The 26,081-nt window shown below is 73.2% G+C and carries 24 protein-coding genes; 12 read left to right on the top strand and 12 right to left on the bottom strand.

Annotation, left to right across the window (positions count from 1 at the left end; genetic code table 11):
• Positions 1-30: 30 nt before the first annotated feature.
• Positions 31-1,920: an ABC transporter ATP-binding protein gene (locus BN6_RS30950; protein ID WP_041314645.1), complete on the bottom strand. Its 1,890-nt coding sequence runs from the start codon at positions 1,918-1,920 to the stop codon at positions 31-33.
• Positions 1,921-2,250: 330 nt separating this feature from the next.
• Between BN6_RS30950 and BN6_RS30945 the strand changes: the two genes are divergently transcribed.
• Positions 2,251-3,150, top strand: a complete 900-nt coding sequence (locus tag BN6_RS30945; protein ID WP_015103782.1) for a proteasome assembly chaperone family protein — start codon at positions 2,251-2,253, stop codon at positions 3,148-3,150.
• Between the two features lie 40 nt (positions 3,151-3,190).
• On the opposite strand, the gene BN6_RS30940 is transcribed toward BN6_RS30945, so the two are convergent.
• Together BN6_RS30940 and BN6_RS30935 are read right to left on the bottom strand one after the other, a co-directional pair.
• Positions 3,191-4,186 (bottom strand): LLM class flavin-dependent oxidoreductase, encoded by a 996-nt coding sequence (locus BN6_RS30940; protein WP_015103781.1) that lies wholly within the window; start codon positions 4,184-4,186, stop codon positions 3,191-3,193.
• A gap of 37 nt (positions 4,187-4,223) precedes the next feature.
• Positions 4,224-5,303 carry an acyl-CoA dehydrogenase family protein gene (locus BN6_RS30935; protein WP_015103780.1) on the bottom strand — a complete coding sequence of 360 codons (1,080 nt, stop codon included), beginning with the start codon at positions 5,301-5,303 and terminating at the stop codon, positions 4,224-4,226.
• 228 nt (positions 5,304-5,531) lie between these two features.
• Between BN6_RS30935 and paaZ the strand changes: the two genes are divergently transcribed.
• Positions 5,532-7,559, top strand: coding sequence for a phenylacetic acid degradation bifunctional protein PaaZ (paaZ, locus tag BN6_RS30930; RefSeq protein ID WP_015103779.1), 2,028 nt, complete (start codon positions 5,532-5,534; stop codon positions 7,557-7,559).
• 139 nt (positions 7,560-7,698) lie between these two features.
• The gene (locus tag BN6_RS30925) at positions 7,699-8,538 is read left to right on the top strand and encodes an aldo/keto reductase (RefSeq protein WP_015103778.1); all 840 of its coding nucleotides are present in this window, start codon (positions 7,699-7,701) and stop codon (positions 8,536-8,538) included.
• A 51-nt stretch (positions 8,539-8,589) separates the two neighbouring features.
• Here the strand turns inward: BN6_RS30925 and BN6_RS30920 are convergent, their stop codons facing one another.
• The gene (locus BN6_RS30920; RefSeq protein WP_015103777.1) at positions 8,590-9,240 is read right to left on the bottom strand and encodes an MOSC domain-containing protein; all 651 of its coding nucleotides are present in this window, start codon (positions 9,238-9,240) and stop codon (positions 8,590-8,592) included.
• A gap of 98 nt (positions 9,241-9,338) precedes the next feature.
• On the opposite strand from BN6_RS30920, the gene BN6_RS30915 reads away from it, so the two are divergent.
• Positions 9,339-10,061 carry a hypothetical protein gene (locus BN6_RS30915; protein ID WP_015103776.1) on the top strand — a complete coding sequence of 241 codons (723 nt, stop codon included), beginning with the start codon at positions 9,339-9,341 and terminating at the stop codon, positions 10,059-10,061.
• 127 nt (positions 10,062-10,188) lie between these two features.
• Positions 10,189-10,740, top strand: coding sequence for a GNAT family N-acetyltransferase (locus BN6_RS30910; protein ID WP_041314641.1), 552 nt, complete (start codon positions 10,189-10,191; stop codon positions 10,738-10,740).
• Positions 10,741-10,812: 72 nt separating this feature from the next.
• Here BN6_RS30910 and BN6_RS30905 read toward each other — a convergent pair whose 3' ends face one another.
• From BN6_RS30905 to BN6_RS30890, 5 genes are all read right to left on the bottom strand, one after another.
• The gene (locus BN6_RS30905) at positions 10,813-11,514 is read right to left on the bottom strand and encodes a peptidylprolyl isomerase (RefSeq protein ID WP_041318715.1); all 702 of its coding nucleotides are present in this window, start codon (positions 11,512-11,514) and stop codon (positions 10,813-10,815) included.
• Between the two features lie 61 nt (positions 11,515-11,575).
• Positions 11,576-11,737, bottom strand: a complete 162-nt coding sequence (locus tag BN6_RS49240) for a LuxR C-terminal-related transcriptional regulator (RefSeq protein ID WP_231905449.1) — start codon at positions 11,735-11,737, stop codon at positions 11,576-11,578.
• A 710-nt stretch (positions 11,738-12,447) separates the two neighbouring features.
• Positions 12,448-14,496: an ATP-binding protein gene (locus BN6_RS30900; protein ID WP_015103772.1), complete on the bottom strand. Its 2,049-nt coding sequence runs from the start codon at positions 14,494-14,496 to the stop codon at positions 12,448-12,450.
• A 105-nt stretch (positions 14,497-14,601) separates the two neighbouring features.
• Complete coding sequence (locus BN6_RS30895; protein ID WP_015103771.1) at positions 14,602-14,811, bottom strand: hypothetical protein; 210 nt, start codon at positions 14,809-14,811, stop codon at positions 14,602-14,604.
• Positions 14,808-17,693 (bottom strand): type 2 lanthipeptide synthetase LanM family protein, encoded by a 2,886-nt coding sequence (locus BN6_RS30890; RefSeq protein ID WP_015103770.1) that lies wholly within the window; start codon positions 17,691-17,693, stop codon positions 14,808-14,810. Before BN6_RS30890 ends, BN6_RS30895 begins: the two co-directional genes overlap by 4 nt.
• A 148-nt stretch (positions 17,694-17,841) precedes the next feature.
• On the opposite strand from BN6_RS30890, the gene BN6_RS47075 reads away from it, so the two are divergent.
• A complete protein-coding gene (locus tag BN6_RS47075; RefSeq protein ID WP_015103769.1) occupies positions 17,842-18,006 on the top strand; it encodes a hypothetical protein in 165 nt (54 codons plus the stop codon).
• A 3-nt stretch (positions 18,007-18,009) separates the two neighbouring features.
• Here the strand turns inward: BN6_RS47075 and BN6_RS42625 are convergent, their stop codons facing one another.
• Together BN6_RS42625 and BN6_RS30880 are read right to left on the bottom strand one after the other, a co-directional pair.
• Complete coding sequence (locus BN6_RS42625) at positions 18,010-18,567, bottom strand: hypothetical protein (protein WP_015103768.1); 558 nt, start codon at positions 18,565-18,567, stop codon at positions 18,010-18,012.
• 69 nt (positions 18,568-18,636) lie between these two features.
• Positions 18,637-19,191 carry a MarR family winged helix-turn-helix transcriptional regulator gene (locus BN6_RS30880; protein ID WP_084672812.1) on the bottom strand — a complete coding sequence of 185 codons (555 nt, stop codon included), beginning with the start codon at positions 19,189-19,191 and terminating at the stop codon, positions 18,637-18,639.
• 160 nt (positions 19,192-19,351) lie between these two features.
• On the opposite strand from BN6_RS30880, the gene BN6_RS30875 reads away from it, so the two are divergent.
• The 6 genes from BN6_RS30875 (at position 19,352) to BN6_RS30850 (ending at position 25,180) form a co-directional block, all read left to right on the top strand.
• Complete coding sequence (locus tag BN6_RS30875; protein ID WP_015103766.1) at positions 19,352-20,416, top strand: alkene reductase; 1,065 nt, start codon at positions 19,352-19,354, stop codon at positions 20,414-20,416.
• 148 nt (positions 20,417-20,564) lie between these two features.
• Positions 20,565-21,653 carry an inorganic phosphate transporter gene (locus tag BN6_RS30870; protein WP_015103765.1) on the top strand — a complete coding sequence of 363 codons (1,089 nt, stop codon included), beginning with the start codon at positions 20,565-20,567 and terminating at the stop codon, positions 21,651-21,653.
• An 11-nt stretch (positions 21,654-21,664) separates the two neighbouring features.
• On the top strand, positions 21,665-21,853 hold the full coding sequence (locus tag BN6_RS30865; protein WP_015103764.1) for a hypothetical protein: 189 nt from the start codon (positions 21,665-21,667) through the stop codon (positions 21,851-21,853).
• 710 nt (positions 21,854-22,563) lie between these two features.
• Complete coding sequence (locus tag BN6_RS30860; RefSeq protein ID WP_015103763.1) at positions 22,564-23,463, top strand: amino acid ABC transporter permease; 900 nt, start codon at positions 22,564-22,566, stop codon at positions 23,461-23,463.
• A complete protein-coding gene (locus BN6_RS30855; protein WP_148303449.1) occupies positions 23,463-24,215 on the top strand; it encodes an amino acid ABC transporter ATP-binding protein in 753 nt (250 codons plus the stop codon). The genes BN6_RS30860 and BN6_RS30855 overlap by 1 nt, the downstream gene beginning before the upstream one ends.
• A gap of 11 nt (positions 24,216-24,226) precedes the next feature.
• Entirely contained in the window at positions 24,227-25,180 is a 954-nt protein-coding gene (locus BN6_RS30850; RefSeq protein WP_015103761.1) for an ABC transporter substrate-binding protein, read from the top strand.
• A 293-nt stretch (positions 25,181-25,473) separates the two neighbouring features.
• Here BN6_RS30850 and BN6_RS30845 read toward each other — a convergent pair whose 3' ends face one another.
• Positions 25,474-26,019, bottom strand: a complete 546-nt coding sequence (locus BN6_RS30845; protein ID WP_015103760.1) for a snapalysin family zinc-dependent metalloprotease — start codon at positions 26,017-26,019, stop codon at positions 25,474-25,476.
• Positions 26,020-26,081: the final 62 nt, after the last annotated feature.

The following is a 26,081-nucleotide window of genomic DNA, read 5'->3' as shown; positions in this document are numbered from 1 at the left end:
CCGGGCTTCCTGGCCGGCTCCCGGCGCGGCTCAGACCGCCGACGCCCCCTGCCCGACGGCTTCCTGCGCGAACTGCGTCCGGTACAGCTCCTCGTACCGGCCGCCGGCGGCCAGCAGGTCGGTGTGCGTGCCCCGCTCCACGACCCGGCCGTCCTCCACCACCAGGATCAGGTCGGCCGCCCGGATCGTGGAGAGCCGGTGCGCGATCACCACGGCGGTGCGGCCGGCCAGCGCTTCGGTCAGCGCCGCCTGGACGGCCGCCTCGGAGGTCGAGTCCAGGTGGGCGGTGGCCTCGTCCAGGATCACCACGCGCGGCCGGGCCAGCAGCAGCCGCGCGATGGTCAACCGCTGGCGCTCACCGCCGGAGAGCCGGTAGCCGCGCTCGCCGACCACCGTGTCCAGCCCGTCGGGCAGCGAGTGGACCAGGTCGGCGAGCCGGGCGCGGCGCAGCGCGTCCCACAGGTCCTCGTCGGTCGACTCCGGGCGCGCGAGCAGCAGGTTCGAGCGGATCGACTCGTGGAACAGGTGACCGTCCTGGGTGACCATGCCGAGCGTGTCCCGGATCTCCTGCGCGGACAGGTCGCGGACGTCCACGCCGGACAGCTTCACCGAACCGCCGTCGACGTCGTAGAGCCGGGGCAGCAGCGACGCGATCGTGGACTTGCCCGCACCCGACGACCCCACCAGCGCCACGACCTGGCCGGGCTCGGCGCGGAAGGAGACGTCGTGCAGCACCTGCACCCCGCCCCGGGTGTCCAGCACGGCGACCTCCTCCAGCGAGGCGAGCGAGACCTTGTCCGCCGACGGGTAGGCGAACGAGACGTTCTCGAACTCCACCGACACCGCGCCGTCCGGGACCCGCTCGGGGTCGGGCCGCTCGGAGATCAACGGCTTGAGGTCGAGCACCTCGAACACCCGCTCGAAGCTGACCAGCGCGCTCATCACCTCGACGCGGGCGCTGGCCAGTGCCGTCAGCGGGGCGTAGAGCCGGGTGAGCAGCAGGGCGAGCGCGACCACCGAACCGGCGTCGAGTTGACCCTTGAGTGCGAAGAACCCGCCGAGCCCGTAGACGAGCGCGAGCGCCAGCGCCGAGACCAACGTGAGCGCGGTCAGGAACACCGACTGCACCATCGCCGACCGCACGCCGATGTCGCGGACGCGGCGCGCGCGGGTCGCGAACTCGGCCGACTCCTGCGACGGCCGGCCGAACAGCTTGACCAGCGTCGCGCCGGGGGCGGAGAACCGCTCGGTCATCTGCGTGCTCATCGTCGCGTTGTGGTTGGCGGCCTCGCGTTCGAGGCGGGCGAGGCGGGACCCCATGCGGCGGGCGGGCAGCACGAAGATCGGGAGCAGGACGAGGGCGAGCAGCGTGATCTGCCAGGACAGGCCGATCATCACCACGAGGGTGAGGACGAGCGTGACGAGGTTGCCGACGACGCTGGAGAGCGTGTCGCTGAACGCCCGTTGCGCGCCGATCACGTCGTTGTTCAGCCGACTCACCAGCGCGCCGGTGCGGGTGCGGGTGAAGAAGGCGATCGGCATCCGCTGGACGTGGTCGAACACGGTGGTGCGCAGGTGGAGGATGAGGTCCTCGCCGATGCTCGCCGACAACCACCGGGCGACCAGCCCGAGCACCGCCTCGACCACCGCGATCCCCGCGATCAGCCCGCTCAACCCCAGCACGACGTCGAACGCCGACCCGCGCACGATGGCGTCCACGATCCGCCCGGCCAGCACGGGGGTGACGACGGCGAGGATCGCGATGACGACGCTGAGCCCGAGGTACTGGGCGAGCCGGCCGCGGCGCGGGCGGGCGAAGGTCCAGATGCGCTTGAGCGTGGCCTTGGAGAACGGCCGGCGGTCGTCCTGCGCGTTGGTCACGTGGTAGAGCGACATCCAAGCCGTGGTTTCCATGTCCATGGGCAAAAACTAGGACCTCGACCTGGATCGAGGTCAAGCACACCGGACCCGGCCGACCCGAACCCGCTACTTCGCTGCTCCGCGCCAGGGGACAAGGGCTCGACCGACCTGCACCGACGCGTGTGGCGGCACCGGCGTGGTTGGCGAACGCAAGCGGCGGTTGACTTGTCCGGAATGCGCATTCGGGCTGTTCGCGGTGGCGCGAACGGTCCAGGGCGAGCCGGGCGGGGCGGGGGTGTGCCGGCCGGGTTCGGATCGGGGCGGGATCGGGGAATGGATCTGGGGCGGGGTGGTGTTCTACCGGGGGAGGACTAGCTGAGGAGGCTTGCGGTGGCGCTGGACCCGGGGGATCTGTTCGAGGTCGACTCCGACGTCCCGGATCTGACCGGAGCGGTGTTGCTGCACCACTTCGACGGTTTCATGGACGCGGGCGCGGCGGGGTCCGCGGTGGTCGACCACCTGCTCGAGGTGCACGAGCACCGGGTGGTGGCCCGGTTCGACGTCGACGACCTGATCGACTACCGCGCCCGGCGGCCCACGATGGGCTACGCCACGGACCGCTGGGAGTCCTACGACGCGCCGGAGCTGGTGGTCCGCCTGCTGCACGACTCGGTCGGCACGCCGTTCCTGCTGATGACCGGCCCCGAGCCGGACCGGCGGTGGGAGGCCGTGGCCGCCGCCGTGCGGATCCTGGTGGAACGGTGGGGCGTGCGGCTCGCGGTGAGCTTCCACGGCATCCCGATGGGGGTCCCGCACACCCGCAAGCTCTCGGTCATCTCGCACGCCACCCGGCCCGAGCTGGTCACCGAGAAGTCGCCGTTCAGCCGCGTCCAGGTGCCCGGCAACCTCGCGGCGCTGATCGAGCTGCGCCTGGGCGAGGCCGGTCACGACGCGATGGGCTTCGCCGCCTACGTGCCGCACTACCTCGCGCAGGGCTCGTACCCGGCCGCCGCGCTGGGCCTGCTGGAGTCGCTGACCCGGTCCACCGGGCTGATCGTGCCCGCCGCCGCGCTGACCGAGTCGGCCCGTCGCACGGACGCCGAGATCGCCCGCCAGGTCGCCGAGTCCGACGAGGTGGCGCAGGTCGTGGAGGCGCTGGAGCGCCAGTACGACGCGTTCACCGAGGCGTCGGAGAACCTGCTGGTCAACGAGGACGAGCCGTTGCCCAGCGCGGATGAGCTGGGTGCGGAGTTCGAGCGGTTCCTGGCGGAGCAGCAGCGCGACCGCTGACCGGGCAGACGCCTGGGTCGGGTGCGGGAAGCGGCCCGGCTCAGGCTGTCGTGGTCAGCAGGGGCTGGGTCGGCAGGGTTTGGGCCAGCAGGCGGTAGGACGTCAGCATGGCCGTGCGGTCGTAGGTGCTGGTGGTGAGCAGGACCTCGTCCGCGCCGGTCCGGCGGACCAGGCCGTCGAGTTCCGCCGAAGCCTCCGTCGGCGTGCCGAAGATGGTGCCGCGCAACGATTCCTCGAAGTACTTGCGCTCGCGGTCGGTCATCGGCGTCGCCAGGACGTCCGCCGGCGACCGCAGCGCGGGGAACTCGCCCCGGGTTCGCGAGTACGCCATCGACCACGCCTCGGGCAGCAGCAGCCGCCGGGCCTCCTCGGTCGTCTCGGCCACCGCGACCGCCGTCGACACCACCACGTACGGCTCCCGCGCCCACCGCGACGGCCGGAACCGGGCTCGGTAGCCGTCGATGGCCTCGACCATCGCCTGCTCGCCGCGGATCGCGCCGATCACCAGCGGCAGGCCGTGTGACGCCGCCACCTGCGCGCCCGCCCCGGTCGCCAGCACGAACGGCGGCACCGCGAGGCCGGTCGCGGGGTAGCCGGACACGGCCGCGTCGCCGGTGAAGTACGACAGCAACTCGTCCAGCTGGACGCCGAACTCGGCCGCGTCGTCCTTGCCGTGCCCGAGCGCGCGGCGCACCGGCTCGGTGAAGCCCACCGAGCGACCCAGGCCCATGTCGATCCGGCCGGGGAACAGCGACTCCAGCACGCCGAACTGCTCGGCCACCACCAGCGGCCGGTGGTTGGGCAGCATCACGCCGCCGGTGCCGATCCGGATCTCCGACGTCCGCGCGGCCGCCGCGGCGGCCAGCACCGTCGGCGCGGACCCGGCCACACCGGGCACGCCGTGGTGCTCGGACACCCAGAACCGGTGGTACCCCAGGACTTCCGCCTGCCGGGCGAACTCCACGGTGTCGCGCAACGCCTGCGCGTGCGTCCCGCCTTCGCGGGTGCGGGACCGGTCCAGGACGGAGAGCTTCACACCCCGTGCAACGCCCTGGCGCGGGCCGGGATTCCGATCACAGCCGGGCCGTGTCGGTCGCCACGCCCAGCCGCACCTTCGCGTAGGTCTCGAACAGCCGCCGCGACACCAGGCCGTGCTGCGCGGCCACGTGCGCGTCGCGCAGGCACCGCTGGAGCGCGGAGGTCTCGAACACCGAGCTGCCGCCGCCGACGTCGAAGGCCAGCCGGGTCACCGTCGCCGACTCGGCCGCCGCGTGCGCGCACGCCAGCCGCAGCCGGGCGCGGTCGGGCACCGACGCCGGGACGTCCGCCACCGCGTCCGCCCACCGGGCCGCGACCTCGGTGTGCAGGAACGCCCGCGCGGCCGACAGCCGGGCCTCGGCGGTGGCCAGGTCGAGTTGCGCGCCGGTCTGCTCGGCCAGCGGCACGGCCGTGTGCTGCGGGGTCTTGACCACCGCCAGCGCCTCCACCTCCTCGACCGCGCGGGCCGCGACGCCCAGACCCACCGCCGCCACGCCCAGCGCCAGGAACGCGGTGAACGGGAACCTCGGCAGCGGTCCGGACACCTCGACGCCCGCCGGCCACACCGCGCGCCGGGCGGGCACGAACACGTCCGCCGCCTCCCACTCGTGCGAGGCGGTGGCGCGCAGACCGGCGGCGTGCCACGTGTCGTGCACGGTCACGTCGGCGCGCCGGAAGATCGCGAACGTGGCCCCGCCGTCGGTGCGCGCGCCGCCCGCCACCCAGTCGCACAGCGGCACGGCGCTGCCCCAGCCCCACCGGCCGGTCACCCGGTACCCGCCGTCGGCCGCGACCGCCGTGCCCGCCGGCGCGGCCGTCCCGGCGATCACCGACGTGGGGGAGCCGAACACCTCTTCGGCGCCGTCGTCGGTCAGGTACCAGGACAGCGCCGAGGTGGCGCCGGTGGTCATCGCGGTCCAGCCGGTCGAGCCGTCCGCCCTGGCCAGCGCCTCGATCTCGACCAGCCAGGACGGCAGGTCCAGCTCCCGGCCGCCGAGCCGGGCGGGCGCGAGCGACCGGGTGGTGCCCGACGACACCAGCGCCGCCACGACGGGTTCGGTGAGCGCGCGGCGCTGCTCGGCGGCGGCGGCCTCGGACCTGATCAGCTCGTGCATGGGCGAATCATGCCGCAACGGCCCACTTCCGCCGGCGACGCCGCCGATGCCGGTGATCGGCTGTCGCTTCTACCAGAACCCGTGTCCTCGGCGGTACTCCCGTCACTCGGGCGGCGGCGCGCCCGAGGTTGCTCCATCAGCTTGAATCAAGCCACGATGAAAGTAGTGGGGCTTTACTGTCCGGTAAGCCGGGACACCCACCGGCACCGACAAGGAGGTCGACCACCGATGGCCATGCTGCGCAGCTACGTCTCCGGTCGCTGGCACACGTCGTCCGCCGAGGGCGCGCCGCTGCACGACGCGGTGACCGGCGAGGAGATCACCCGCATCTCGTCGGCGGGCGTCGACATGGCCGCGGCGCTGGACCACGGCCGGCGCACCGGCGGGCCCGCGCTGCGCGAGCTGACCTTCCACCAGCGCGGCGCGCTGCTCAAGGCCCTGGCCTCCTACCTGCGGGAACACCGCGAGGAGCTGTATGCGCTGTCGGCCCGCTCCGGGGCGACCAGGACCGACTCGCTGATCGACGTCGACGGCGGCATCGGCGTGCTGTTCACCTACGCGAGCAAGGCCAAGCGCGAGCTGCCCAACGACACCGTCTACGTCGACGGCGCTCTGGAGCCGCTCAGCCGCGGCGGCACGTTCGTGGGCCGGCACATCGGCACGCCGCTGCGCGGGGTCGCGGTGCAGATCAACGCCTTCAACTTCCCGATGTGGGGCCCGTTGGAGAAGTTCGCGCCCGCGTTCGTCGCCGGCGTCCCGTCGCTGATCAAGCCCGCCTCGCAGACCGCGTACATCACCGAGAAGCTGGTCGAGCTGATGCTCGCCTCCGGCCTGCTCCCGGAGGGCTCGGTGCAGCTCGTCTCGGGCAGCGCGGGCGACCTGCTCGACCACCTCACCGCGCAGGACCTGGTCGGCTTCACCGGCTCGGCCTCCACCGCGCAGCTGCTGCGCACCCACCCGGCGGTGATCCGCTCGTCGGTGCGGTTCAACGCCGAGGCCGACTCGCTGAACTGCTCCATCCTGGGCCCCGACGCGACGCCCGGCACGCCCGAGTTCGACCTGTTCGTCAAGCAGCTGGTCAGCGAGATGACCACCAAGGCCGGCCAGAAGTGCACCGCGATCCGGCGCGCGCTGGTGCCCGCCGAGCTGCTCGACGACGTCGCCGAGGCCGCCCGAGCCCGGCTGGCCGAGGTCGTGATCGGCAACCCGGCCAACGAGTCGGTGCGGATGGGCGCGCTGGCCGGGCTGGAGCAACGCGAAGAGGTGCGCCGCTCGCTCAAGACGCTGCTGGAGGCGGGCGAGGTGGTCTACGGGTCGCCGGACACCGTCGAGGTGGTCGACGCCGACGCCGAGCGCGGCGCGTTCCTCTCGCCGGTGCTGCTCAAGGCCGACCCGGACCGCGCCCAGCCGCACGAGGTCGAGGCGTTCGGCCCGGTCTCCACGCTGCTGCCCTACTCCGGGGCCGCCCACGCCGTGGAACTGGCCGCCCGGGGTGCGGGCAGCCTGGTCGGCTCGGTGGTGAGCTACGACACGTCGTTCGTCCGCGAGGTCGTGCTCGGCGTGGCCCCCTGGCACGGCCGGCTGCTGGTGCTCGACCGCGACGACGCCAAGGAGTCCACCGGTCACGGCTCGCCGCTGCCGGCCCTGGTGCACGGCGGGCCCGGCCGGGCGGGCGGCGGCGAGGAGATGGGCGGCATCCGGGGCGTGTTGCACCACCTCCAGCGCACCGCCGTGCAGGGCAGCCCGCGGGTGCTCACCGCCGTCACCGGCCAGTGGACGGCCGGGGCCGAGCGCACCGAGTCCGCCGAGCACCCGTTCCGCAAGTCGTTGGCGGAGCTGAGGATCGGCGACTCGGTGGTGGCCGGGCCGCGCACCGTGACGCTGGAGGACGTCGAGCACTTCGCGTCGTTCACCGGCGACACGTTCTACGCGCACATGGACGAGGAAGCCGCCGCCGCCAACCCGTTCTTCGGCGGTCGGGTCGCGCACGGCTACCTGGTGGTGTCGTTCGCCGCCGGCCTGTTCGTCTCGCCCGAGCCGGGCCCGGTGCTGGCCAACTACGGGCTGGACAACCTGCGCTTCCTCACCCCCACGTTCCCCGGCGACGAGCTCACCGTGACGCTCACCGCCAAGCAGATCACCCCGCGCGAGGACCAGGACTACGGCGAGGTGCGCTGGGACGCGGACCTGGTCAACCAGAAGGGCGAATCGGTCGCCAAGTACGACGTGCTGACCCTGGTCGCCAAGACCCGCTGACCCCGGCCTCCCCGGCACCTGCCGCCGGTCCCGGCTGCCGGGACCGGCCGAACCCGGTCCCGGGATCGGGAACAACACGGGGCCCGCGCGGAGTTGGCGCGGTGGGGACGTCCGTCAACCTGACAGAGGAGCACCAGAGGTGTCCGAGACCTTTTCGCTGGGCGGGGACCTGACGGTCAACCGGCTCGGCTACGGCGCGATGCGGCTGACCGGCGAGGGCATCTGGGGCCCGCCGGCCGACCGGGACAACGCGCTCGCCGTGCTGCGGCGGGCCGTCGAACTCGGGATCGACTTCATCGACACGGCCGACTCGTACGGGCCGCACGTCAACGAGGAGCTCATCCGGGAGGCGCTGCACCCCTACGCCGACAACCTGGTCGTCGCGACCAAGGCGGGCCTGGTCCGCACCGGCCCCAACGAGTGGCACACGCTGGGCAAGCCGTTCTACCTGCGGCAGGCGCTGGAGACCAGCCTGCGCCGGCTCGGCGTCGAGCGGATCGACCTGTTCCAGCTGCACCGGATCGACCCCGAGGTGCCGCTGGAGGACCAGGTCGGCGAGCTCAAGAAGCTCCGCGACGAGGGCAAGATCCGGCACATCGGACTGTCCGAAGTGGACGTCTCGCAGCTCGCGGCGGCCCGGGAGGTCGTGCCGATCGCCAGCGTGCAGAACCTGTACAACCTGGCCAACCGGCGGCACGAGGCGGTGCTCGACTACGCGACCGAGCACAACATCGCGTTCATCCCGTGGTTCCCGGTCGCCACCGGCGAACTGGCCCGCCCCGGCGGCGTGCTGGACACCGCCGCCAAGGACCACGGCGCCACGCCCGCGCAGCTCGCGCTGGCCTGGCTGCTGCGCCGCTCGCCGGTCGTGCTGCCGATCCCGGGCACGTCGTCGGTCGCGCACCTGGAGGAGAACACCGCGGCCCGCTCGATCGAGCTGACCGACGAGCAGTTCGAGAAGCTGTCCGCGCTCGGCTGAGCCCCCGCCGCGGCGGACCCGGGACGCCCCGGGTCCGCCGCCGCGCGGTCGTCAGACCGCGGCGCCCAGCCGGCGGCGCACCTTCGCCCGGGTCTTCTCGGTCAGGTGCGGGGCGACCGCGAGCAACCGGGGGAGCAGCTCCGGCTCCAGGGTCAGCGCCCGGAACACGAGCTGGACCGTCACGTCGTGGTCCGGCCGGTCGACCAGCACGATCTCGTCACCGGCCGTCACCGAACCCGGCTCCAGCACCCGGAAGTACGTGCCGCACAGCGCGCGTTCGGTGAACAGCTTCATCCAGCCCTGTACGTCCATCACGCCCACGAAGGTGCGGCACGGGATGCGCGGGTCGGTCACCTGGAGCAGCGTGCCGCCGATCCGCCAGCGCTCGCCCACCACGGCGTTGGTCGGGTCGACGCCCACCGTGGTCAGGTTCTCGCCGAAGATGCCCGGTGCGAGGTCGCGGCCGAGTTCCGCGGACCAGGTGTCGAGGTCCTCGCGGGAGTAGGCGTACACCGCCTGGTCCGGTCCGCCGTGGCTGCGCCCGTCGGAGATGTGGTCGCCGGCCAGGCCGCTCCCGGGGCCGGCCGGGGCGCTGATCCGGACCGCGCCGGACACCGGCCGCTTGTCGTGACCGGTGTGGCCGATCACCGCGGGCTCGAAGTCGGCGCGCGCGCCGATGTTCACCGAAAGCACGTGGGGCATACGCCGAACGGTAGCCCAGGTAGTTTGCGGGTTCGCACTCCTTATGTCGCGCGGGTGCGCGAAGATGGTTGCCGTTGATCCGTTTCGTGGGGGAAATCATGCGCTGGTCCGCGGTCCCGTTGCTGCTGTGCGTCGTGCTGGCGGCGGGGTGCGCGAGCCGGACAGCGGTGCCGGAACCGACCCTGGAGCCCGTGGCGCGCGACGCCTCGTCGCTGGTCACGTCGCTGGTGGCCAGGGTGGAGGGCCAGTACTCGGTGCGGTTCGACGCCGAGACCGCGATGTCCGGCCGCAAGGTGCGCGCCGAGGGCGGCCTGGTCCGGTCCCGGGACGCCCGGCTGGTCATGCTGCGTGAGGACAACGTGGAGGTCGTGGTGCTCCCCGACGCCGGCTACCTGCGCTCCGACGGCGGCTCGTGGACGAGGCTCGGGCGCACCGACCGCGCCGGCGTGAAGTCCGGGGTGGCCGTGGACGGCCTCGCCGACGAGGTGGACCCGCGCTCGGTGGTCTCGGCGCTGCGCGGCTCGCTGGTCGTGGAGACCGGGGACGAGTCGCTCGACGGCGTGCCGACCCACCGCTACACCATGCTGGTCGACCTGCGGTCGCAGGCCGAGCAGACCTCCGACGTGACCCACCGGTCCCAGCTGCTGGCGGCCTACGAGTCCGGCTTCACCGCGACGGCCGTGCTCTGGGTCGGGCCCGGCGGCCTGCCGGTGCGGGTGGAGCAGGTGCTCAAGACGTTGGAGGACAACATCTTCCAGCGTACCCAGCACCGGTTCACCAACTGGAACACCGACCTCAGGATCGTCGCACCGACGCGGTGACCGAGGTCGGCTCGGGCGCGGCGACACCTCGCGCGGGAGCTGAGCCCGTCGTCCACCCCGGTCGATCAAGCCGAGAACCGTCCAATCCGGATGACGCTTGCGCTGCGTTGTGCTGAAATGGCCGACCGTGACCGATCTGGCTTCTCCGGACCCGCTCGACGATGGCGTCGTCCGCGTGCGCCCGTGGCGCGACACGGACCTGTCGTGCGTCGAGCAGGCATCCCGGGACCCCCGAATCCCGCAGGGCACCACCGTTCCCGCGCGCTACACCCTCGAGGCGGGCCTGGCCTACATCGCCCGTCAGCACGCGCGGCGCACGTCGGGGGAAGGCGTGTCGATGGCGATCGCCGAGCAGCACACCGACCAGGCGGTGGGGCACGTCAACCTGATGCTGCGCCCGCAGGACGGCGTCGCCGGGATCGGCTACTGGATCGTCCCCGCCGCCCGCCGCCGGGGGATCGCCTCCCGCGCGATCGCGCTGACGACCGCCTGGGGCCTGAACGTCGGCGGCTTCGCGCGCGTCGAGGCGTGGGTGGAGCCGGACAACCACGGGTCGCGACGAGTGCTGGAGATCAACGGCTACCTGCTGGAGGGGAGGCTGCGCAGCTTCCTCACCTTCGGCACCCGCCGCGCCGACGTGCTCGTCTACTCCCGCCTCGCCACGGACGCGGCGCGCTGAGCACGTCCACTCGCGGCCATCGCTCGAACCCGTCACCGGGGCACCGCACCGCCGCGGTGCCCCGGTGACAGGTCAGCAGTCCTTCTTGGCGCGCTTGATGTCCACCGGCTTGGCCGGGCTGCCGTCGACCGGGGCCGGGTTGTCCGGGGTGGGCTTGATGCCCGACGCGGCGACCTTGTCCAGGGTGCGCAGGCCCTCCGGCTTGATCTTGCCGAAGACCGTGTAGTTCGGCCGCAGCGTGCTGTCCGCGGTCACCAGGAAGAACTGGCTGCCGTTGGTGTCCGGGCCCGCGTTGGCCATCGCCAGCGTGCCGCGCGGGTAGATCCGCCGCTCGCCGGTCGGGTCGTTCGGCGCGGGCGGCAGGTTCGTCGGCAGCTCGTCCTTGTACTTGTAGCCGGGGCCGCGCTCGCCGGTCCCGCTCGGGTCGCCGCACTGCAGCACCTTGAGCGTCGGGTACGCGGTCAGCCGGTGGCACGTGGTCGCGTCGTAGAACTTCTTCTCCACCAGGTGCAGGAAGCTCTGGACGGTGCACGGGGCCTGCGCGCGGTCGAGCACCAGGGGGATGTCGCCCTGGTTGGTCTTGAGCAGCACCTCGACCCGGCCCCGGTCCGGCGTGCGCCTCGGGTCCGGCGGGAGCTTCACCGGCCGCGCCGCCGGGTCGTCCGGGGTCTTGGTGTACGCGCACGGACCCCGCGTCACGTCGGGGTCGCGGTACGGCTCTTCGGACGCCTGGGCCACGCCGCCGACGCCGACGACACCGCCCATGACCACCATCAGCACCAGTGCCAAGAGGATCCTCACGGTGCAGTTCCTAGCGCCCCGCCCCGCGCCCCGGCTAGGGCCGGTCGGAGGGTCCCAGGTCGGCGGCGAACGCGCTGAGCGACTCCCGGTCCGGCTGCGCGGTCTTGGTGATCAGGCTGGCCACGTGTTTCTCCACCGTGCGCGGCGAGATGTGCAGCCGGGTCGCGATCGCCTTGTTGCCCAGCCTGCCCGCCATCAGCCGGAACACTTCGAACTCCCGCACGGTCACGCCCAGCGCCCGCAGCTCCCGGGGCACCTGGTCGGACCCCGTCCGGCGCTGCGGCACCGACGCGCCCACCTGGCGCAGCAGGCCCCGGCACGCGCTGGCCACGGCCGTCGCGCCGGCCTGGTGGAAGTACTCCTCCGCGCCGCGCAGCCAGGCCACCGGCTCGCCCCAGCCGTCGGCCACCGCCGCCTCGGCGACCAGGCGCAGCCCGAGGTGGCGGGCCAGCGGGTAGATCGACGCCGCGTCCCGGGCCGCCCGCACCGCCGCGGCGGCCTCGGCCTCCCGGCCCTCCCGGCCGTGCAGCACGGCCAGCGCGAACTGCCCGAACACCCGGTTCCACCGCATCCCGGCCGCCGCCGAACGGGTGATCTCCCGGTACGCCGCGTGGTCCAGCGCGCCGGACAGCGCGCCCAGCAGCAGCCGCAGGCCGTGCGTGCCGGACAGGTGGAACGTGGTCGGCGTCTCCGCCTCGTAGGCCATCGCCCGCGCCACGTCGTGGGCGGCGAGGTCGCGGTCCTCCTCCATCAGCGCGCAGAACGCCCGCGCCAGGCCGAAGCACAGCGGCCGCTCCTGCGAGCCGACCCCGCCCAGCGCGGTGAACTCCGCCAGCGCACTGTCCACTTCGGACCGACGGCCCTGGTGCGCGGCGGCGGTGGCCTGGGCCATCAGCACGTAGAGCGTCATCGACTTGAGTTGCAGCCGGCGGGTCCCCTCGCCGCAGCGGGCCAGCTGCTCGCGCGCCGCCTGGTACTGCCCGCGCAGCACGAGGTCCAGCCCGAGGATCGCGTCGACGTTGTAGGCCACCGTGATCGCGCCGACCCGCAGCGCCTCCTCGCGCGCCTCGACCAGCTCCGCCGCCGAGCCGTCGGCCAGCCAGTCCAGCCCGGCCAGCCGCACCACGGCGTAGATCCGCTGGATCGGCAGCCGGTGCTCCTCGGCGAGCCGGCGGGCCCGGGTGAAGTGGTCGGTGGCCTCGCCCAGGTCCCGTTCCCGGGCCAGGATGCCGAGCAGCTGCCACGCCTCGCAGCCCACCTCGGGCAGCGCCGCCCGGCGGGCCGCCTCGGCCGCCCGGCGGGCCAGCAGCTCCGCTTAGCGATCCGGTCCGGCAGCCGCGCGTCGAGGGTCAGGAACTTTTCCACCGAGTCGAGCCGGGCCGAGTGCGCGTCGTCGGCGTCCGGGCCGAGCAGCGACCGCGCGGCCTCCACCTGCGCCATGCCGTCCTCTTCGCGGCCGGCCAGCCAGGCCACCTTCGCCAGCCCGGTGTGCAGCTCGGCGCGGCGCACCCGGTCCAGACCGGCCGCGCTCAGCTCGGCCACCGCGTCCTGCAGCGCGAACGCCCGCTCGAACTGGCCCGCCTCGCCCAGCGCCGGCAGCAGCGACGCCAGCACGTCCGCGCGCAGCCCCACGTCGACCCGGCCCAGCGGCAGCCGGTGCGCGTGGTCGAGCAGCCGCACCGCGGAGCCCGCCGCGCCGTCGGCCAGCGCCCGCCGGCCGGCCTCGGCCAGCAGCGCGCCCGCCTCGGCGTTCTGGCCCGCGTCCAGCCGCAGCGAGGCCACCAGCGGGCACCACTCGCCGGGCAGCCCGGGGTGCAGCTCCACGACCGCGTCCGCGGTGCGCCGCGAGACGTCCGCCCGGTGCGTCGGGGTGAGCTGCGCGAGCAGCGCCTCGGCGGTCAGCGGGTGCCGGAAGGCGTACCAGTCGGGCACCGGCTCGTCCGGCGTCACCAGCTGCGCCGCCACGCCCGCGTGCAGGTGGGTGAGCAGGCTGTGGTCGTCCATGCCGGTCACCGCGCGCAGCACCGACAGCGGGAACCGGTGGCCCAGCACCGCCGCCACCGACAGCAGCTCGCGGCCCTGCGGCCCCAGCCGGTCGGTGCGGTGCGCGATCGAGCGGACCAGCGCCGTCGGCACGTTGATCCGCAGCTCGCCCAGCACCTGCCAGCCGGCCGGCCCGCGCACCAGCAGGCCGCCGCTGACCAGGCCGTGCAGCATCTCCTCGACGACGAACGGGTTGCCCGCGCTGTCCGACCACAGCCGCTGGGCCACCGCCTCGGGCACCTCGGCCTCGTCCACCTCCAGGCAGGACGCCACCATCCGGCGCACCTCGCCCTCGCGCAACGGGCGCAGCTCCAGCAGCGACCCGGCGTCGCGCTGCGCGGCCAGCCGCACCACGTCCAGCGTCGGACCGGGGTCGGCGCGCGCGGTGACCAGCAGCGCGGCCGGCACCTGGTCGAGGTTGTCCACCAGGTAGTCGATGACCGCGAGCGTCTCGGCGTCCGAGTCGTGCAGGTCCTCCAGCACCAGCAGGCACGGCCGGACCCGGCCGACGACGGCCAGCAGCCGCAGCACCGCCTCGGCGAGCACGACGATGGAGTGGCCCGCCTGCGGCTCGCCGCCCCACTCGGGCACCAGCCGGCCCAGCACCGGCTGGTACGGGCCCAGTTCGCGCAGGTCCGGCGCGTCACCGCCGCGCAGCAACGACATCAGCGCCTCGGCCAGCGGGCGGAACGGCACCATCGGCCCGATGGTCGAGCCGCGACCGCGCAGCACCCGCATCCCGCGGTCGAACGCCGCGCCCGCGGCCACCCGGGCCAGCCTGGTCTTGCCGATCCCGGCCTCGCCGACCAGGAAGACGGCGCGCCCGCGACAGGCGGCGGCGTCGGTCAGCGTCCGGGCCAACACCCGGAGTTCGTCGTCGCGGCCGACCACGACCGGCGCGCGGGTCTGCATGGCCCGACCTTAGTCAAGCCCGCGCCGGACTGCCCGCACCCCCAGTGTGGGCGGGCAGTCCGGCGGGTGTCGACCCGCTCCGGCCGGGGTGGTCCCGGCGGGAGGTCAGTAGGTGACCGGCGCGCTCACCGACGTGCTGTCGGCCAGGCCGGCGGCGACGACGACGTACGCGCCGACCGCCAGGGTGAGACCCGCCAGCGCGCGGGCGCGGGCGCCGGTCTTGGACTTGCGGGACAGCGCCATCTCCCCGGCGGGGTGGTCGCCGTCCTGGCCGTCGTCCCAGGTCGTGACCTCGTCGTGGTTGGCGTTGCTCATCGGGGGTTCTCCTTGCGAGGGTAGGGATTGGCAGGGGTTTCGAGCAGGAGCACGGACGGCGCCCGCTCGGGGAAGCCGAGGCGGAGCAGTCCGTACCCGATCCCGGACAGACCGGTGAGCAGACCGGCCGACGGCACACCGCCCGGCGTCGCGCACCGCGCCCCGTACTGGTCGATCGCGCCGAGGACGAGTCCGGCGCGCCGGGTCAGCATGGCCGTGGCCAGATCGTGCCCGCGTTCGGCCAGCACCGCCAGCGATTCAAGCACCCCCAGCTCGCCGTGGCACAGGCTGAGGTCGCGCAACGGCTCGTGCACCGCCAGCGCGTTGAGGCAGCGGTCGAGGTGCAGCGTGTAGGTGTCGACCGGCTGGTCGGGGTGCGCGGCGTGCGCGAGCACCGCGCCGGACAGGCCAGAGCACCAGCTGTGGTCGGCCTCGCCGACGTCCAGGAGTCGTTGCCGCAGCGCGTGATCCGCGCGCAGGTTCGCCCGACCGGCCACGCCGTGGCGCTGGTCGCGGGCGTGCCGGGCGTAGCGCAGCATGGCCCAGCCGACGCCCGCCCGGCCGCGCGCGAAGCCGTCGCCGCCGGGGTTGGCCGCGATCAGCCGGGCGGCGTAGCGCCGGGCCAGCCGTTCGGCCGCGGGCAGCCCGGTCTCGGCGTGCACGGCCAGCATCGCGGCCAGCCCGCCCGCCCAGCCCTCCACGATGTTCGCCGGGTCCTCGCCGACCGCCTCGACCTGCTCGGCCACCGCGACGGCCTCGGCCAGCCAGCCGGTGATCTCGTCGTCCTGGAGCAGGGTCGACAGCCGGGCCAGCGCGTAGCAGATCCCGCCCAGGCCGTGGAACGCGCCGCTGCCCACCGCCACCGCGAGCTCGGTGTCCGCCGCGAACGACCGCAGCAGCCCCGGCACCGGCGCGATCGCCTCCCGGGCGAACGCGGTGTAGCGCCCGGCCCCGGTCAGCGCGCCCAGCTGCGCCAGGAACAACGCCACCCCGGGGTAGCCGTTGGACAGGCCCGCGCCCATCGCGGCGACCGCCCAGTGCCGGTCGTCCACCAGTTCCAGGCCCACCCAGTTGACCCGCCCGCCGTCGGTGCTGGCCCGCGCCAGCACCTCGTCGGCGATCCCGCACGCGGCCACCAGCAGCCGCTGCGGGTCGGGGATGCCCGCCTCCAGCGGGGCCGGGACGCCCGCGCCCGAGCGGTGGTCCACAGGCCGGGGCCGGCTCGCCAGCGCGGCGCTGATCAGCCACTGCTGGTCGTGCCGGTCCACCTCGTCCAGCGCGGCGACCTTGCGCGCCACCGCTTCCAGCCCGGACTCCGGCAGCAGGTCCGGCAGCCGCTCGCCGCCCGCCGACCACACGTCCCGGCTGCCCGGCCGGGTGGTGAACAGCGGCACGTCGCCCGCCCACAGGTCGGTCAGCTCGTGCGGCACCAGGGCGCGCAGCGCGTCCTCGGCCGACTCGTCCCACAGCACGTCCAGCGCGAGGTCGCGGTCCGGCGCGCCGCGCAGCGCGTCCGGGTGCGTCGACTCGTCCAGCAGGGTCGCGTAGAGCTGGGTCATCCGGGGCACGAACCGCACCGGCAGGTCGGCGAACCCGGCCAGCAGGCCGTCGTCGCCGAGCAGTTCGGCGCGGTGGTCGAACAGGGCGTCGTAGCCGGTGCGGAACCCGGCCAGCAGCGCGCCCTGGTAGTCGGCGGGCTCCGCCTCCACGCCCGCCACCGACGGCCGGTTGCGCGCCGGCGGCATCGGCGCCGGCCTGCGGACCAGCCGCATCCGGTCGGTGCCGGGGTTGAGCCAGGCCACCCCGTCGGCGGGGAACAGCTCGCCGTGGTCGCCGCCCATGCCGCCGATGTCCAGCGCGCCGTGCTCGCCGAGCAGCACCCGGGGCAGCACCGCGGTCCGGTGCACCGACCGGGCCAGCGCCCGCACCGCCGGGTCGGCCGGGATGCCGACCGTCGGGTGGAACAGCGTCTCGACGTCCACCAGCACCGGCTGGTCGCCCGCCGCGATCAGGTTCTCGTAGTGCATGTCGGTGCCGTCCACCGCGTACAGCAGGGCGATCAGCGCGCCCAGCCGGTGGTAGAAGCGGCCCACCTCGGTCACGTCCGCGCACGGCGCCTGGTCCACGAACTCCAGCCAGCCGTGCGTCTCCCGGGCGACCGCGCGCGGCACCCGCAGCCCCAGCCTGGTGTGCCCGTCGAACCACGCCACCAGCTCGCCGAACCGGGCGTGCAGCGCCACCGGCCGCGGCTTGTAGACCACCCGGCGGCCGTCCTCGAAGGTCAGCACGGCCACCGACCGGCCGTGCTGGTGCGCGTCGCCCCGACCGGTCTCGACCTGCGCCACCCGACCCGGGTCGCGGCCGTCCAGCAGGGTGCGCACGATCGTGCCGCGGTCGGCGGCGAACCGGTCCAGCAGTTCGCGGTGCGCGGCCACGGCGTGCAGGCACGCCTGGCCGAGCAGCCGGGCCAGCACCGGGTACTTGGCGACCAGGTCGGCCAGGTCGAGGTGCTGCACGAAGTGCGCGAACCGCTCCTGCGGGGTCTCGCCCACCAGCCGGTGCGCCAGCCGCTCCAGGTTGAGCTCCAGCACCAGCGCGCGGGCCGCCAGGCGGGCCAGGCGCAGGCCGAGCCGGCGGCCGAAGTCGTCGTCCAGCCGGGCGTCCTGCGCCCGCGCGGCGTCGACCAGGGGGCGCAGCGCGAACGCGAACGCCTCGTCCCAGTCGCCGCCGGGGAATGTTGCATGGGCCGCGGTCGCGGTGGCGCGTTCCACGAACGCGGCCCATGCCGGCCGCCCTCGTGGGGCGACCAGTTCGTGGGACCCGCCGCGCACGCCGCGGTGCCACCAGGAGGCGGGGAGCCGGTCTACGGCGGACGGGATCACGTTGCAAAAGTGTCACGCGACGGGATCCCGCACATGGGGGGTGTGCCCCCAGATTTGCCGGCACTCCGCCGTGTTGCGGAAACCGCAGGTGGCCGGGGGTGGACGCGCCGGTGCCCAGGGGCGGGCGTGACGGTGCTCCGGGGCGGGCGTGACGGTTCCCGGCCGGCTGGAGGGGACCGCCGAATCGGAGGCGGTGGGGGAGCGGGCCCCGGTGACGCCGACCCTGCCGTTCAAGTCGGCTCTGATGGACCGGGCGGGCGCGCGGACCAGGTTCCAGGCAGACGCGCGGGCAGTCCGCCGGGGCCGGCTCTGAGCCCTACTTCTTGCAGTTCTCGGCCTGCTCGGCGGCAGTGGTGAAGGTGTCGGGGAGCTTGACCACGGACATCTTCTCCACGGCCTCGTTCATCACCGACACCGCTTCGGTCATGTTCTGCATCACGGCCGAGAACACGTCGGTGGTCAGCTCCGCCGCGCCGTCCACGGTGGACTTGGCGGAGACGAACTTGTCCCGTGCCTTGGACAGCGGCTCGACGATCACCTCGACGGCGGCGTCCGCGGCCGTCACCGGGGCGGGGGTCAGCTCCTCGAGGTCGTGCACGGCGACGTTGAGCACGTCGACCACGCGGCCCAGGGCGTCGCTGATCGCCTTCTTGGCGGCGACCGGGTCGGCGGGCGGCTGGTCGAACTTGACCCCGCCGGAGGCGACCATGTAGTTGGCGACGCCGCAGAAGTTGTTCATCCACCGCACGACCTCGGGGGCCGCGCCCTCCACCGTGACCGGACCGGCGACCGGCTTGCCCGCGACCGGCGTCGAACACCCCGCCGTCGCCAGCGCCAGCGCCAGCACCGCGAACACCCACCGTTGCACCGGCATGTTCTACCTCACGTTCACCCGATAGGGGTCAGCGGCATGACAACCGGGCGAAAAGTCGGCCGCGGTGGGCTACCTGGTGTCGGTCACGGTCGAATGTCCGGCGGCCCTGCCGCTGCCGGTCGTGGCGGCGCTCTGCGGCAGCGGGGAGCGGCCGGTCCGGGTGACCAGGTTGCACTCCAGCTGCTCCAGCGTGCGCAGGAACTCGCCGCGCTTGACGTCCGGGCAGCCCGCCGTGGTGGCCTCCTCCAGCTCCTGCCAGATCCGGCAGACCTGGTGGCGCAGCGCCTGGCTCGCGGCGGTCGCCTCGACGAGGGTGGCCCGCCGGTCGGTCGGGTCGGGGGTGCGGCGGACGAACCCGGCCCGTTCCAGCCGCTGCACGGTGCGGGTCATGGTGGCCGAGTCGGAGTCCAGCACGTCGACCAGCTCGGCCTGCCGGCGCGGCCCGCTGTCCCACAGGTGCATCATCACCAGCTCCTGGCCGGGGTGCAGGCCGGCCTCGCGCAGCAGCTGGCCCGCGAGCATCCGGTGCAGGCGGGCGATCCGGAAGATGGCATGGCTGATCGGCCCGTACACCGCGGTCGACGGAACGGGGACACTCGTCGGTTTCGCTGCCTGACCAGCCATGACTCTAATTGTACGGCCGTACCAGGAGTGATCGTGATCACGACGGGAACATCCATCGGGTGATACCTGTTCGAACAGGTAAATGCCTGTTCGGACAGGCATGTGCCTGCCGGGTGATCGTCCGACAGGCACTCGTCGCCACTTGCCGGAGGACCCAGAGATGACCACCGCCTTCGACCCGCTGGACCTCGCGGGCACCCGCCTGCCCAACCGCGTCGTGATGGCCCCGATGACCCGCAGCCGCGCGTACGGCACGACGCCGACGCAGGCCACGGCCGAGTACTACGCCCAGCGCGCGTCCGCCGGGCTGATCATCACCGAGGGCATCCAGCCCTCCCCGGTCGGCCAGGGCTACCCGGACACCCCCGGCCTGCACTCCGCCGGGCAGGTCGAGGCGTGGCGGGGCGTCACCGACGCCGTGCACGCCGCCGGCGGCCGGATCTTCGCCCAGCTCATGCACACCGGCCGGATCGGCCACCCCAGCCTGCTGGCCGGTGACCTGCACCCGGTCGGCGCGTCGCCGGTGCGCGCGGCGGGCCAGGTGTTCACCGGGACGTCGATGGCCGACTTCGTCACGCCGGTCGAGCTCAGCCACGCCGACATCGAGGCCACCGTCGCCGACTTCGCCGCCGCCGCGCGCAACGCCGTGGCCGCTGGTTTCGACGGCGTCGAGCTGCACGGCGCGAACGGCTACCTCATCCACCAGTTCCTCGCGCCCAACACCAACCTGCGCACCGACGGGTGGGGCGGTTCGGTGGCCGGCCGCACCAGGTTCGCGGTCGCCGTCGTGGAGGCCGTCGCCGACGCCATCGGCGCGCACCGGCTGGGCCTGCGCATCTCGCCGGCCAACACCTACAACGACATCGCCGAGCACGACCACCGCGAGCTGTACCCGGCGCTGGTCGACGCGATCGACCCGGTCGGCCTGGCCTACCTGCACGTCCTGGAGAGCGACCGGGAGTCGACCCGGGAGCTGCGCGAGCGCTCCCGCTCCGCGCTGATCCTCAACCCGCACACCCCCGGCGGCGTGACCGGGCCCGCCGAGCTCGGCCTGGTCGCGGACGGCACGGCCGACGCGGTCGCGTTCGGCGCGCTGTTCCTGGCCAACCCCGACCTGCCCGAGCGGCTGGCCTCCGGCGGCCCGTTCAACACCCCGGACACCTCGACGTTCTACGGCGGCGACGAGCGCGGCTACACCGACTACCCGGCCCTGGCCACCGTCTGACCCTCCTCGCCCACCTGCCCGCGTCCGGCCCTCCGGACGCGGGCAGCGCACTTCCCGGACCGGGCGGCGGGTGTTCACCCGGGCATGTCGGCGCGTTCACCGCGCCCGGCAACCCAGGCGGACGTCGTCGGTGTGCGGAGGTGTTGGCGTGGATGTGGTTGTCGTCGTCGTGGTGTTGACGGCATTGGCGTTCGACTTCACCAACGGGTTCCACGACACCGCCAACGCGATGGCCACGTCCATCGCGACCGGCGCGCTGTCGCCGCGCGTCGCGGTCGCCGTGTCGGCGGTGTTGAACCTGGTGGGGGCGTTCCTGTCGATCGAGGTGGCGCGGACCATCTCCAGCGGGCTGGTCGACGAGGCCCGGATCGGGCCGGCGATCGTGTTCGGCGGGCTGGTCGGGGCCGTGGTGTGGAACCTGGCGACCTGGCTGCTGGGCCTGCCGTCGAGTTCGTCGCACGCGCTGTTCGGCGGGCTGATCGGCGCGACGTGGGTCGCGGCCGGCGCGGACGCGGTGCGGTTCGCCGCGGTGGTGGAGAAGGTGTTGGTGCCCGCCGTCGCGTCGCCGGTGATCGCGGCCGTCGTCGCCGGCACCGCGACCTTCCTCGCCTACCGGATCACCCGCCGCGCGAAGGCCGCCACGCGCGGCTTCCGGTACGGCCAGATCGCGTCGGCGTCGCTGGTGTCGCTGGCGCACGGCACCAACGACGCGCAGAAGACGATGGGCGTCATCACGCTCACCCTGATCACGGCCGGCGCGCTGCCCGCCGGAGCCGAACCGCCGCTGTGGGTGATCGTGTCCGCCGGCACGGCCATCGCGCTCGGCACGTGGCTGGGCGGCTGGCGGATCATCCGCACCCTGGGCAAGGGCATCACCGACATCGAACCGCCGCAGGGCTTCGCGGCCGAGACCGCCGCGGCCACCGTGATCCTGACGTCGTCGCAACTGGGGTTCGCGCTGTCCACCACGCACGTGTGCGCCGGCGGCGTGGTCGGCGCGGGCGTCGGCAAGCGCCTGGCCGACGTGCGCTGGACCGTCGCCGGCCGGATGGCCGTCGCCTGGCTGCTCACCCTGCCCGCCGCCGCGCTCGTCGGGGCGCTCGCCGGCGAGACCGCCGCGCGGGGACCGGTCGGCGTGCTCGCGGTCGCGGTCGCCGGCGTCGTGGTCGCGGCGGTCTGCTGGACCCTGTCCCGCCGTGATCCGGTGGGCGCGCACAACGTCAACCACGCCGCGTGAGGAGAACCGCCGTGCACCTCGACTGGACCGCCCTGGGACAGGTCTTCCTGGTCTCCTTCGCGCTCGGCGCGGGCACCGTGGCGCTGTTCTCCGCAGGGTTGGCCGCCACATCGCGCGGCAACCGCGTCGTCCCGGCCGCGTGCTTCCTGGTGTGCGCCGCGGTCGCCGGCTACGGCATCTACTTGGTGGCCGTGCACTGACACCCCGGGACCACGCGGCTGGACGGCACAGCACCGGAGCTTCTGGACCCTGCCGTCGACGGTCCGGACGGGCTGCGTTTGCTACTCCTGGTGGGCGGGATGCGAACCGGCCGGGAGAGGTTCCGACCCGGCGCGCGTGGTGGTGGAAGGCCGGTTCGCCCGAACGCCCCTGCTTCGCATCCGACCGTCCCACGCTCGTGCGCCATCGGCGGGATTCGTGAGAACGGGTCGTGGACGGAGTCGGAGAAATGTCGTAGCGGGAGGAATCCTCGTCGGAATACGACATAAATGCCTCCGCGCGCGGAGGTGCGAGTGCGATGGCGGGCGCAACCGGCATACGGCCCGGTGTCACCGCCCGTTCACGCCCGACATTGGTCGATTCGAGTGATGCGCGGCCTTGTCAACCGGCGACACATAGTGGTTTCAGCAGGTGGGCACTCTTGTTCGAGAGCGGGCGAAGTGGCAACTTCTCGTCCAGTCGTGTGAAACCGGCTCCGTGCAACGAATCGTCAACACAAGCCTGGAAGGGGAGCGCGAATGGCCGTCCTCTGCTCCCGCAGGCACGTCGACTACGGCCGGGTCTCCAGCGCGATCTGTCGCCGCGGCTGACCGGCGCTCGCCCCCCCACACCCGCTGGCCCCACACCCGCCGCGCGGTAACCGGCCCTCCGGTGCCGTCGTGCTCGGCGGGCTCTGTCGAAGGACCCCACCATGAGCGTGTCCGCACAACCACGCCTGCGCGCCCCCGACGACGACCTCTCCCGGCTCAAGGTCGTGCCCGCCCGCCACCCGTGGCGGTGGGTCGGCGTCGTGGTCGTCCTCGTCCTGCTGGCGCAGTTCGTCAACGGCCTGGTCACCAACCCCGGTTGGGACTGGCCGACCTTCGCCCGCTACTTCACCGCCGAGTCCATCCTGCGCGCGGTCGGCGTGACCCTGGAACTGACCCTCCACGGCACCGCGATCGGGTTCGCGCTGGGCATCGTGCTCGCGCTGATGCGGTTGTCGCACAGCAGGTTCCTGGCCGGCGTGTCCTGGACCTACATCTGGGCGTTCCGGTCCATCCCGCTGATCGTGCAGGTCCTGTTCTGGTTCAACATCTCCTACCTCTACCAGGAACTGGAGTTCGGGATCCCGTTCGGCCCGACGTTCTTCGGCGTCGACACCAAGGACCTGATCAGCCCGATGGGCGCGGCGGTGCTGGGCCTGGGCCTGCACCAGGCGGCCTACGCGGCGGAGATCGTCCGCTCCGGCATCATCTCGGTCGACCACGGCCAGCTGGAGGCCGCGGCGGCGCTGGGCATCCCGAAGTCCCGCCAGTTCCGCCGGATCGTGCTGCCGCAGGCGATGCGGTCGATCCTGCCGAACGCCGCGAACGAGGTCATCAGCCTGTTCAAGGGCACGTCGATCGTGTCCGTGGTGGCCATCGGCGAGTTGTTCTACCAGGTGCAGGTGGTGTACGGGCGCAACGCGCGGGTCGTCGCGCTGCTCATGGTCGCGACCGTCTGGTACGTCGTGCTGACCACCCTCCTGTCGGTCGTTCAGCACTACGTGGAGAAGCGCTACGCCAAGGGTTCGACGCGCGACAAGGGGGGTTGGAAGTGGGCGAGGTGATGGTGGACCTGCGTGGGATCCACAAGAGCTTCGGCGCCAACGAGGTGCTGCGCGGCGTCGACCTGGAGGTCCGGGCGGGCGAGGTCGTGGTGGTGCTCGGGCCGTCCGGGTCGGGCAAGTCGACGTTGCTGCGCACCATCAACCACCTGGAGAAGGTGGACCGGGGCCACGTGAGCATCGACGGCGACCTGGTCGGCTACCGCCGGGTCGGCGACAAGCTGCACGAGCTGCGCGAGCGGGAGATCCTCAAGCAGCGCACGCACATCGGGTTCGTCTTCCAGAACTTCAACCTGTTCCCGCACCTGACCGTGCTGGAGAACGTGGTCGAGGCCCCGGTGTCCGCCCAACGCCGCCCGGTCGCCGAGGTCCGGACCCGGGCGCGCGCCCTGCTGGCCCGGGTCGGCCTGGCGGACAAGGAGGACGCCTACCCCAGGCACCTGTCCGGCGGCCAGCAGCAGCGGGTCGCCATCGCCCGCGCGCTGGCGCTGGAGCCGAAGGTCCTGCTGTTCGACGAGCCCACCTCCGCGCTGGACCCGGAGCTGGTCGGCGAGGTGCTCGACGTGATCAAGGACCTGGCCCGCAGCGGGACCACGATGGTCGTGGTGACCCACGAGGTCGGCTTCGCCCGCGAGGTCGCCGACACCGTCGTCTTCCTCGACGGCGGCGTGGTGGTCGAACAGGGGCCGCCGGGCCAGGTGCTCGACGATCCGCAACAACCGCGCACCCGCGCGTTCCTGTCCAAAGTGCTCTGAGAGGAAACACCGTGTCCGCAGGGAAGATCACCGGAATCGTCGCGGCGGCGGCCCTGGCGCTGGCGGCGTGCGCGGGTGCCGACGGGGCGGTGACCGAGGACAAGGTCGTCGCCGGCGGCAAGACCGTCAACCTGAGCCCGCAGCAGGACCGGATCACCGCGACCAAGGTCGACGCGATCGCCGCCAAGGTCCCGGAGTCCGTCCGGCAGACCGGCAAGCTGGTGGTGGGCGGTTCGTCCACGACCGCGCCGCCGCTGCGGTTCTACGCGAGCGACGACAAGACGATCATCGGCGTGGAGACCGACATCGCGGTGCTCATCGCCGGCGTGCTGGGCCTGGAGCCGCGACTGGAGGTCACCTCCTGGGAGAACCTGTTCGTCGGCCTGGACAGCGGGGCGTACCCGCTGGGCCTGTCGAACATCACGGTGACCGAGGCGCGCAAGGAGAAGTACGACTTCGCGACCTACCGGCTGGACACCCTGGCGTTCGAGGGTCGCAAGGGCGACTCGTGGCGGGTGACCAGACCCGAGGACGTGGCGGGCCGGACGATCGCCGTCGGCTCAGGCACCAACCAGGAGAAGATCCTGGTGGAGTGGAGCCGGAAGAACGAGGCCGCGGGCCTCAAGCCCACCGACATAAAGTACTTCCAGAACGCGTCGGACTACTACCTGGCGCTGGAGTCGGGCCGGATCGAGGCCTACCTCGGCCCGAACCCGGTGTCGGCGTACCACGCGGTCACGTCGGGCAAGACCGAGGTGATCGGCACGATCTCCGGCGGCGGCGAGCTCCCGGGCAAGATCGCGGCCACCACGAAGAAGGGCAGCGGCCTGGTGGAACCGGTCGCGGAGGCGCTCGACCACCTGATCGAGAACGGCAAGTACGGCGAGGTCCTGGCCCGCTGGGGCCTGGAGAACGAGGCCGTCACCGCCTCGGAGGTCAACCCGCCCGGCCTGCCGAAGTCCTGACCTGTCCGGTGCCGCGCGCCGACCGGCGCGCGGGTCCCGGCCACCCGGTCCGAGGGTGGGCCGGGAGTGCCGGAAGCTCGGAGTGCCGGCAGGTCGGAGTATCGGAAGGCGGACGTGACGGTGCCGGACAGGCGGGAGGCCTGTCCGGCACGGTCGTTCACGGTGCCCTGGTCTTCTCGTCCGGCTCCGCCGGCCCCGGCCGCCGAGCGTCGGCCGTCGGATCCGGACGATCAGGGCGGGTGTGGTGGTGGGGAGTGCGTTCCGCCACCACACCCCGGAACACTTCGACCAGCTCAGCCCCTCGCGTAGACCTCGGGGTTGCCCACGGCCGCGACAGCGCGACCCGCGAAGAGCTGGTTCACCCGGTTCGCCTCTTGGGCGTTCGGGTACACGTTGCGGCAGGACGTGCCCGCACTGCCGCCCGACATCAGGTACGAGCAGATGCCGTTGTACGTATCGGGCAGCCCCAGGCCGTGCCCGATCTCGTGTGCCACGATCCGCAGCGCGTAGTTGCCCGCGGCAACGTCGCGGTTGTCGATGTAGATCGTGGCGCACCCGAGCCCGCAGGGGTAGGCCCGGGAGCCGCCGCCGTTGGTCGCGGCGATTCGGATGGTGGCGCTGCCGCCGCGGACGAGCCGCAGGTTGGGCACCCTGGAGTTCCAGATCTGCGCGGCCTGGTCGGCTTCCGCCGAGTACCCGGAGGCGCTGTAGTAGACGGTCCTGGCCAGCGCGGACGGCGCGGCGGGTGCCGCCGTCGCCGCGGTGGTCAGGCTGGTTCCCACGAGGGCGAGGGAGGTGAACAGCGCCCCGAGGGCGAGGCGCAGCAACTTGCCGGTCACACGATCTCCTTCGGTGCAGGGTGGAAGGTTCTCGCGGTTTTCACAGTAAGAGCGCTTGACCG

Source organism: Saccharothrix espanaensis DSM 44229 (assembly GCF_000328705.1).
In the GTDB taxonomy this organism is placed as follows: Bacteria; Actinomycetota; Actinomycetes; order Mycobacteriales; family Pseudonocardiaceae; genus Actinosynnema; species Actinosynnema espanaense.
This window is presented reverse-complemented; position numbering and strand designations above follow the sequence as displayed.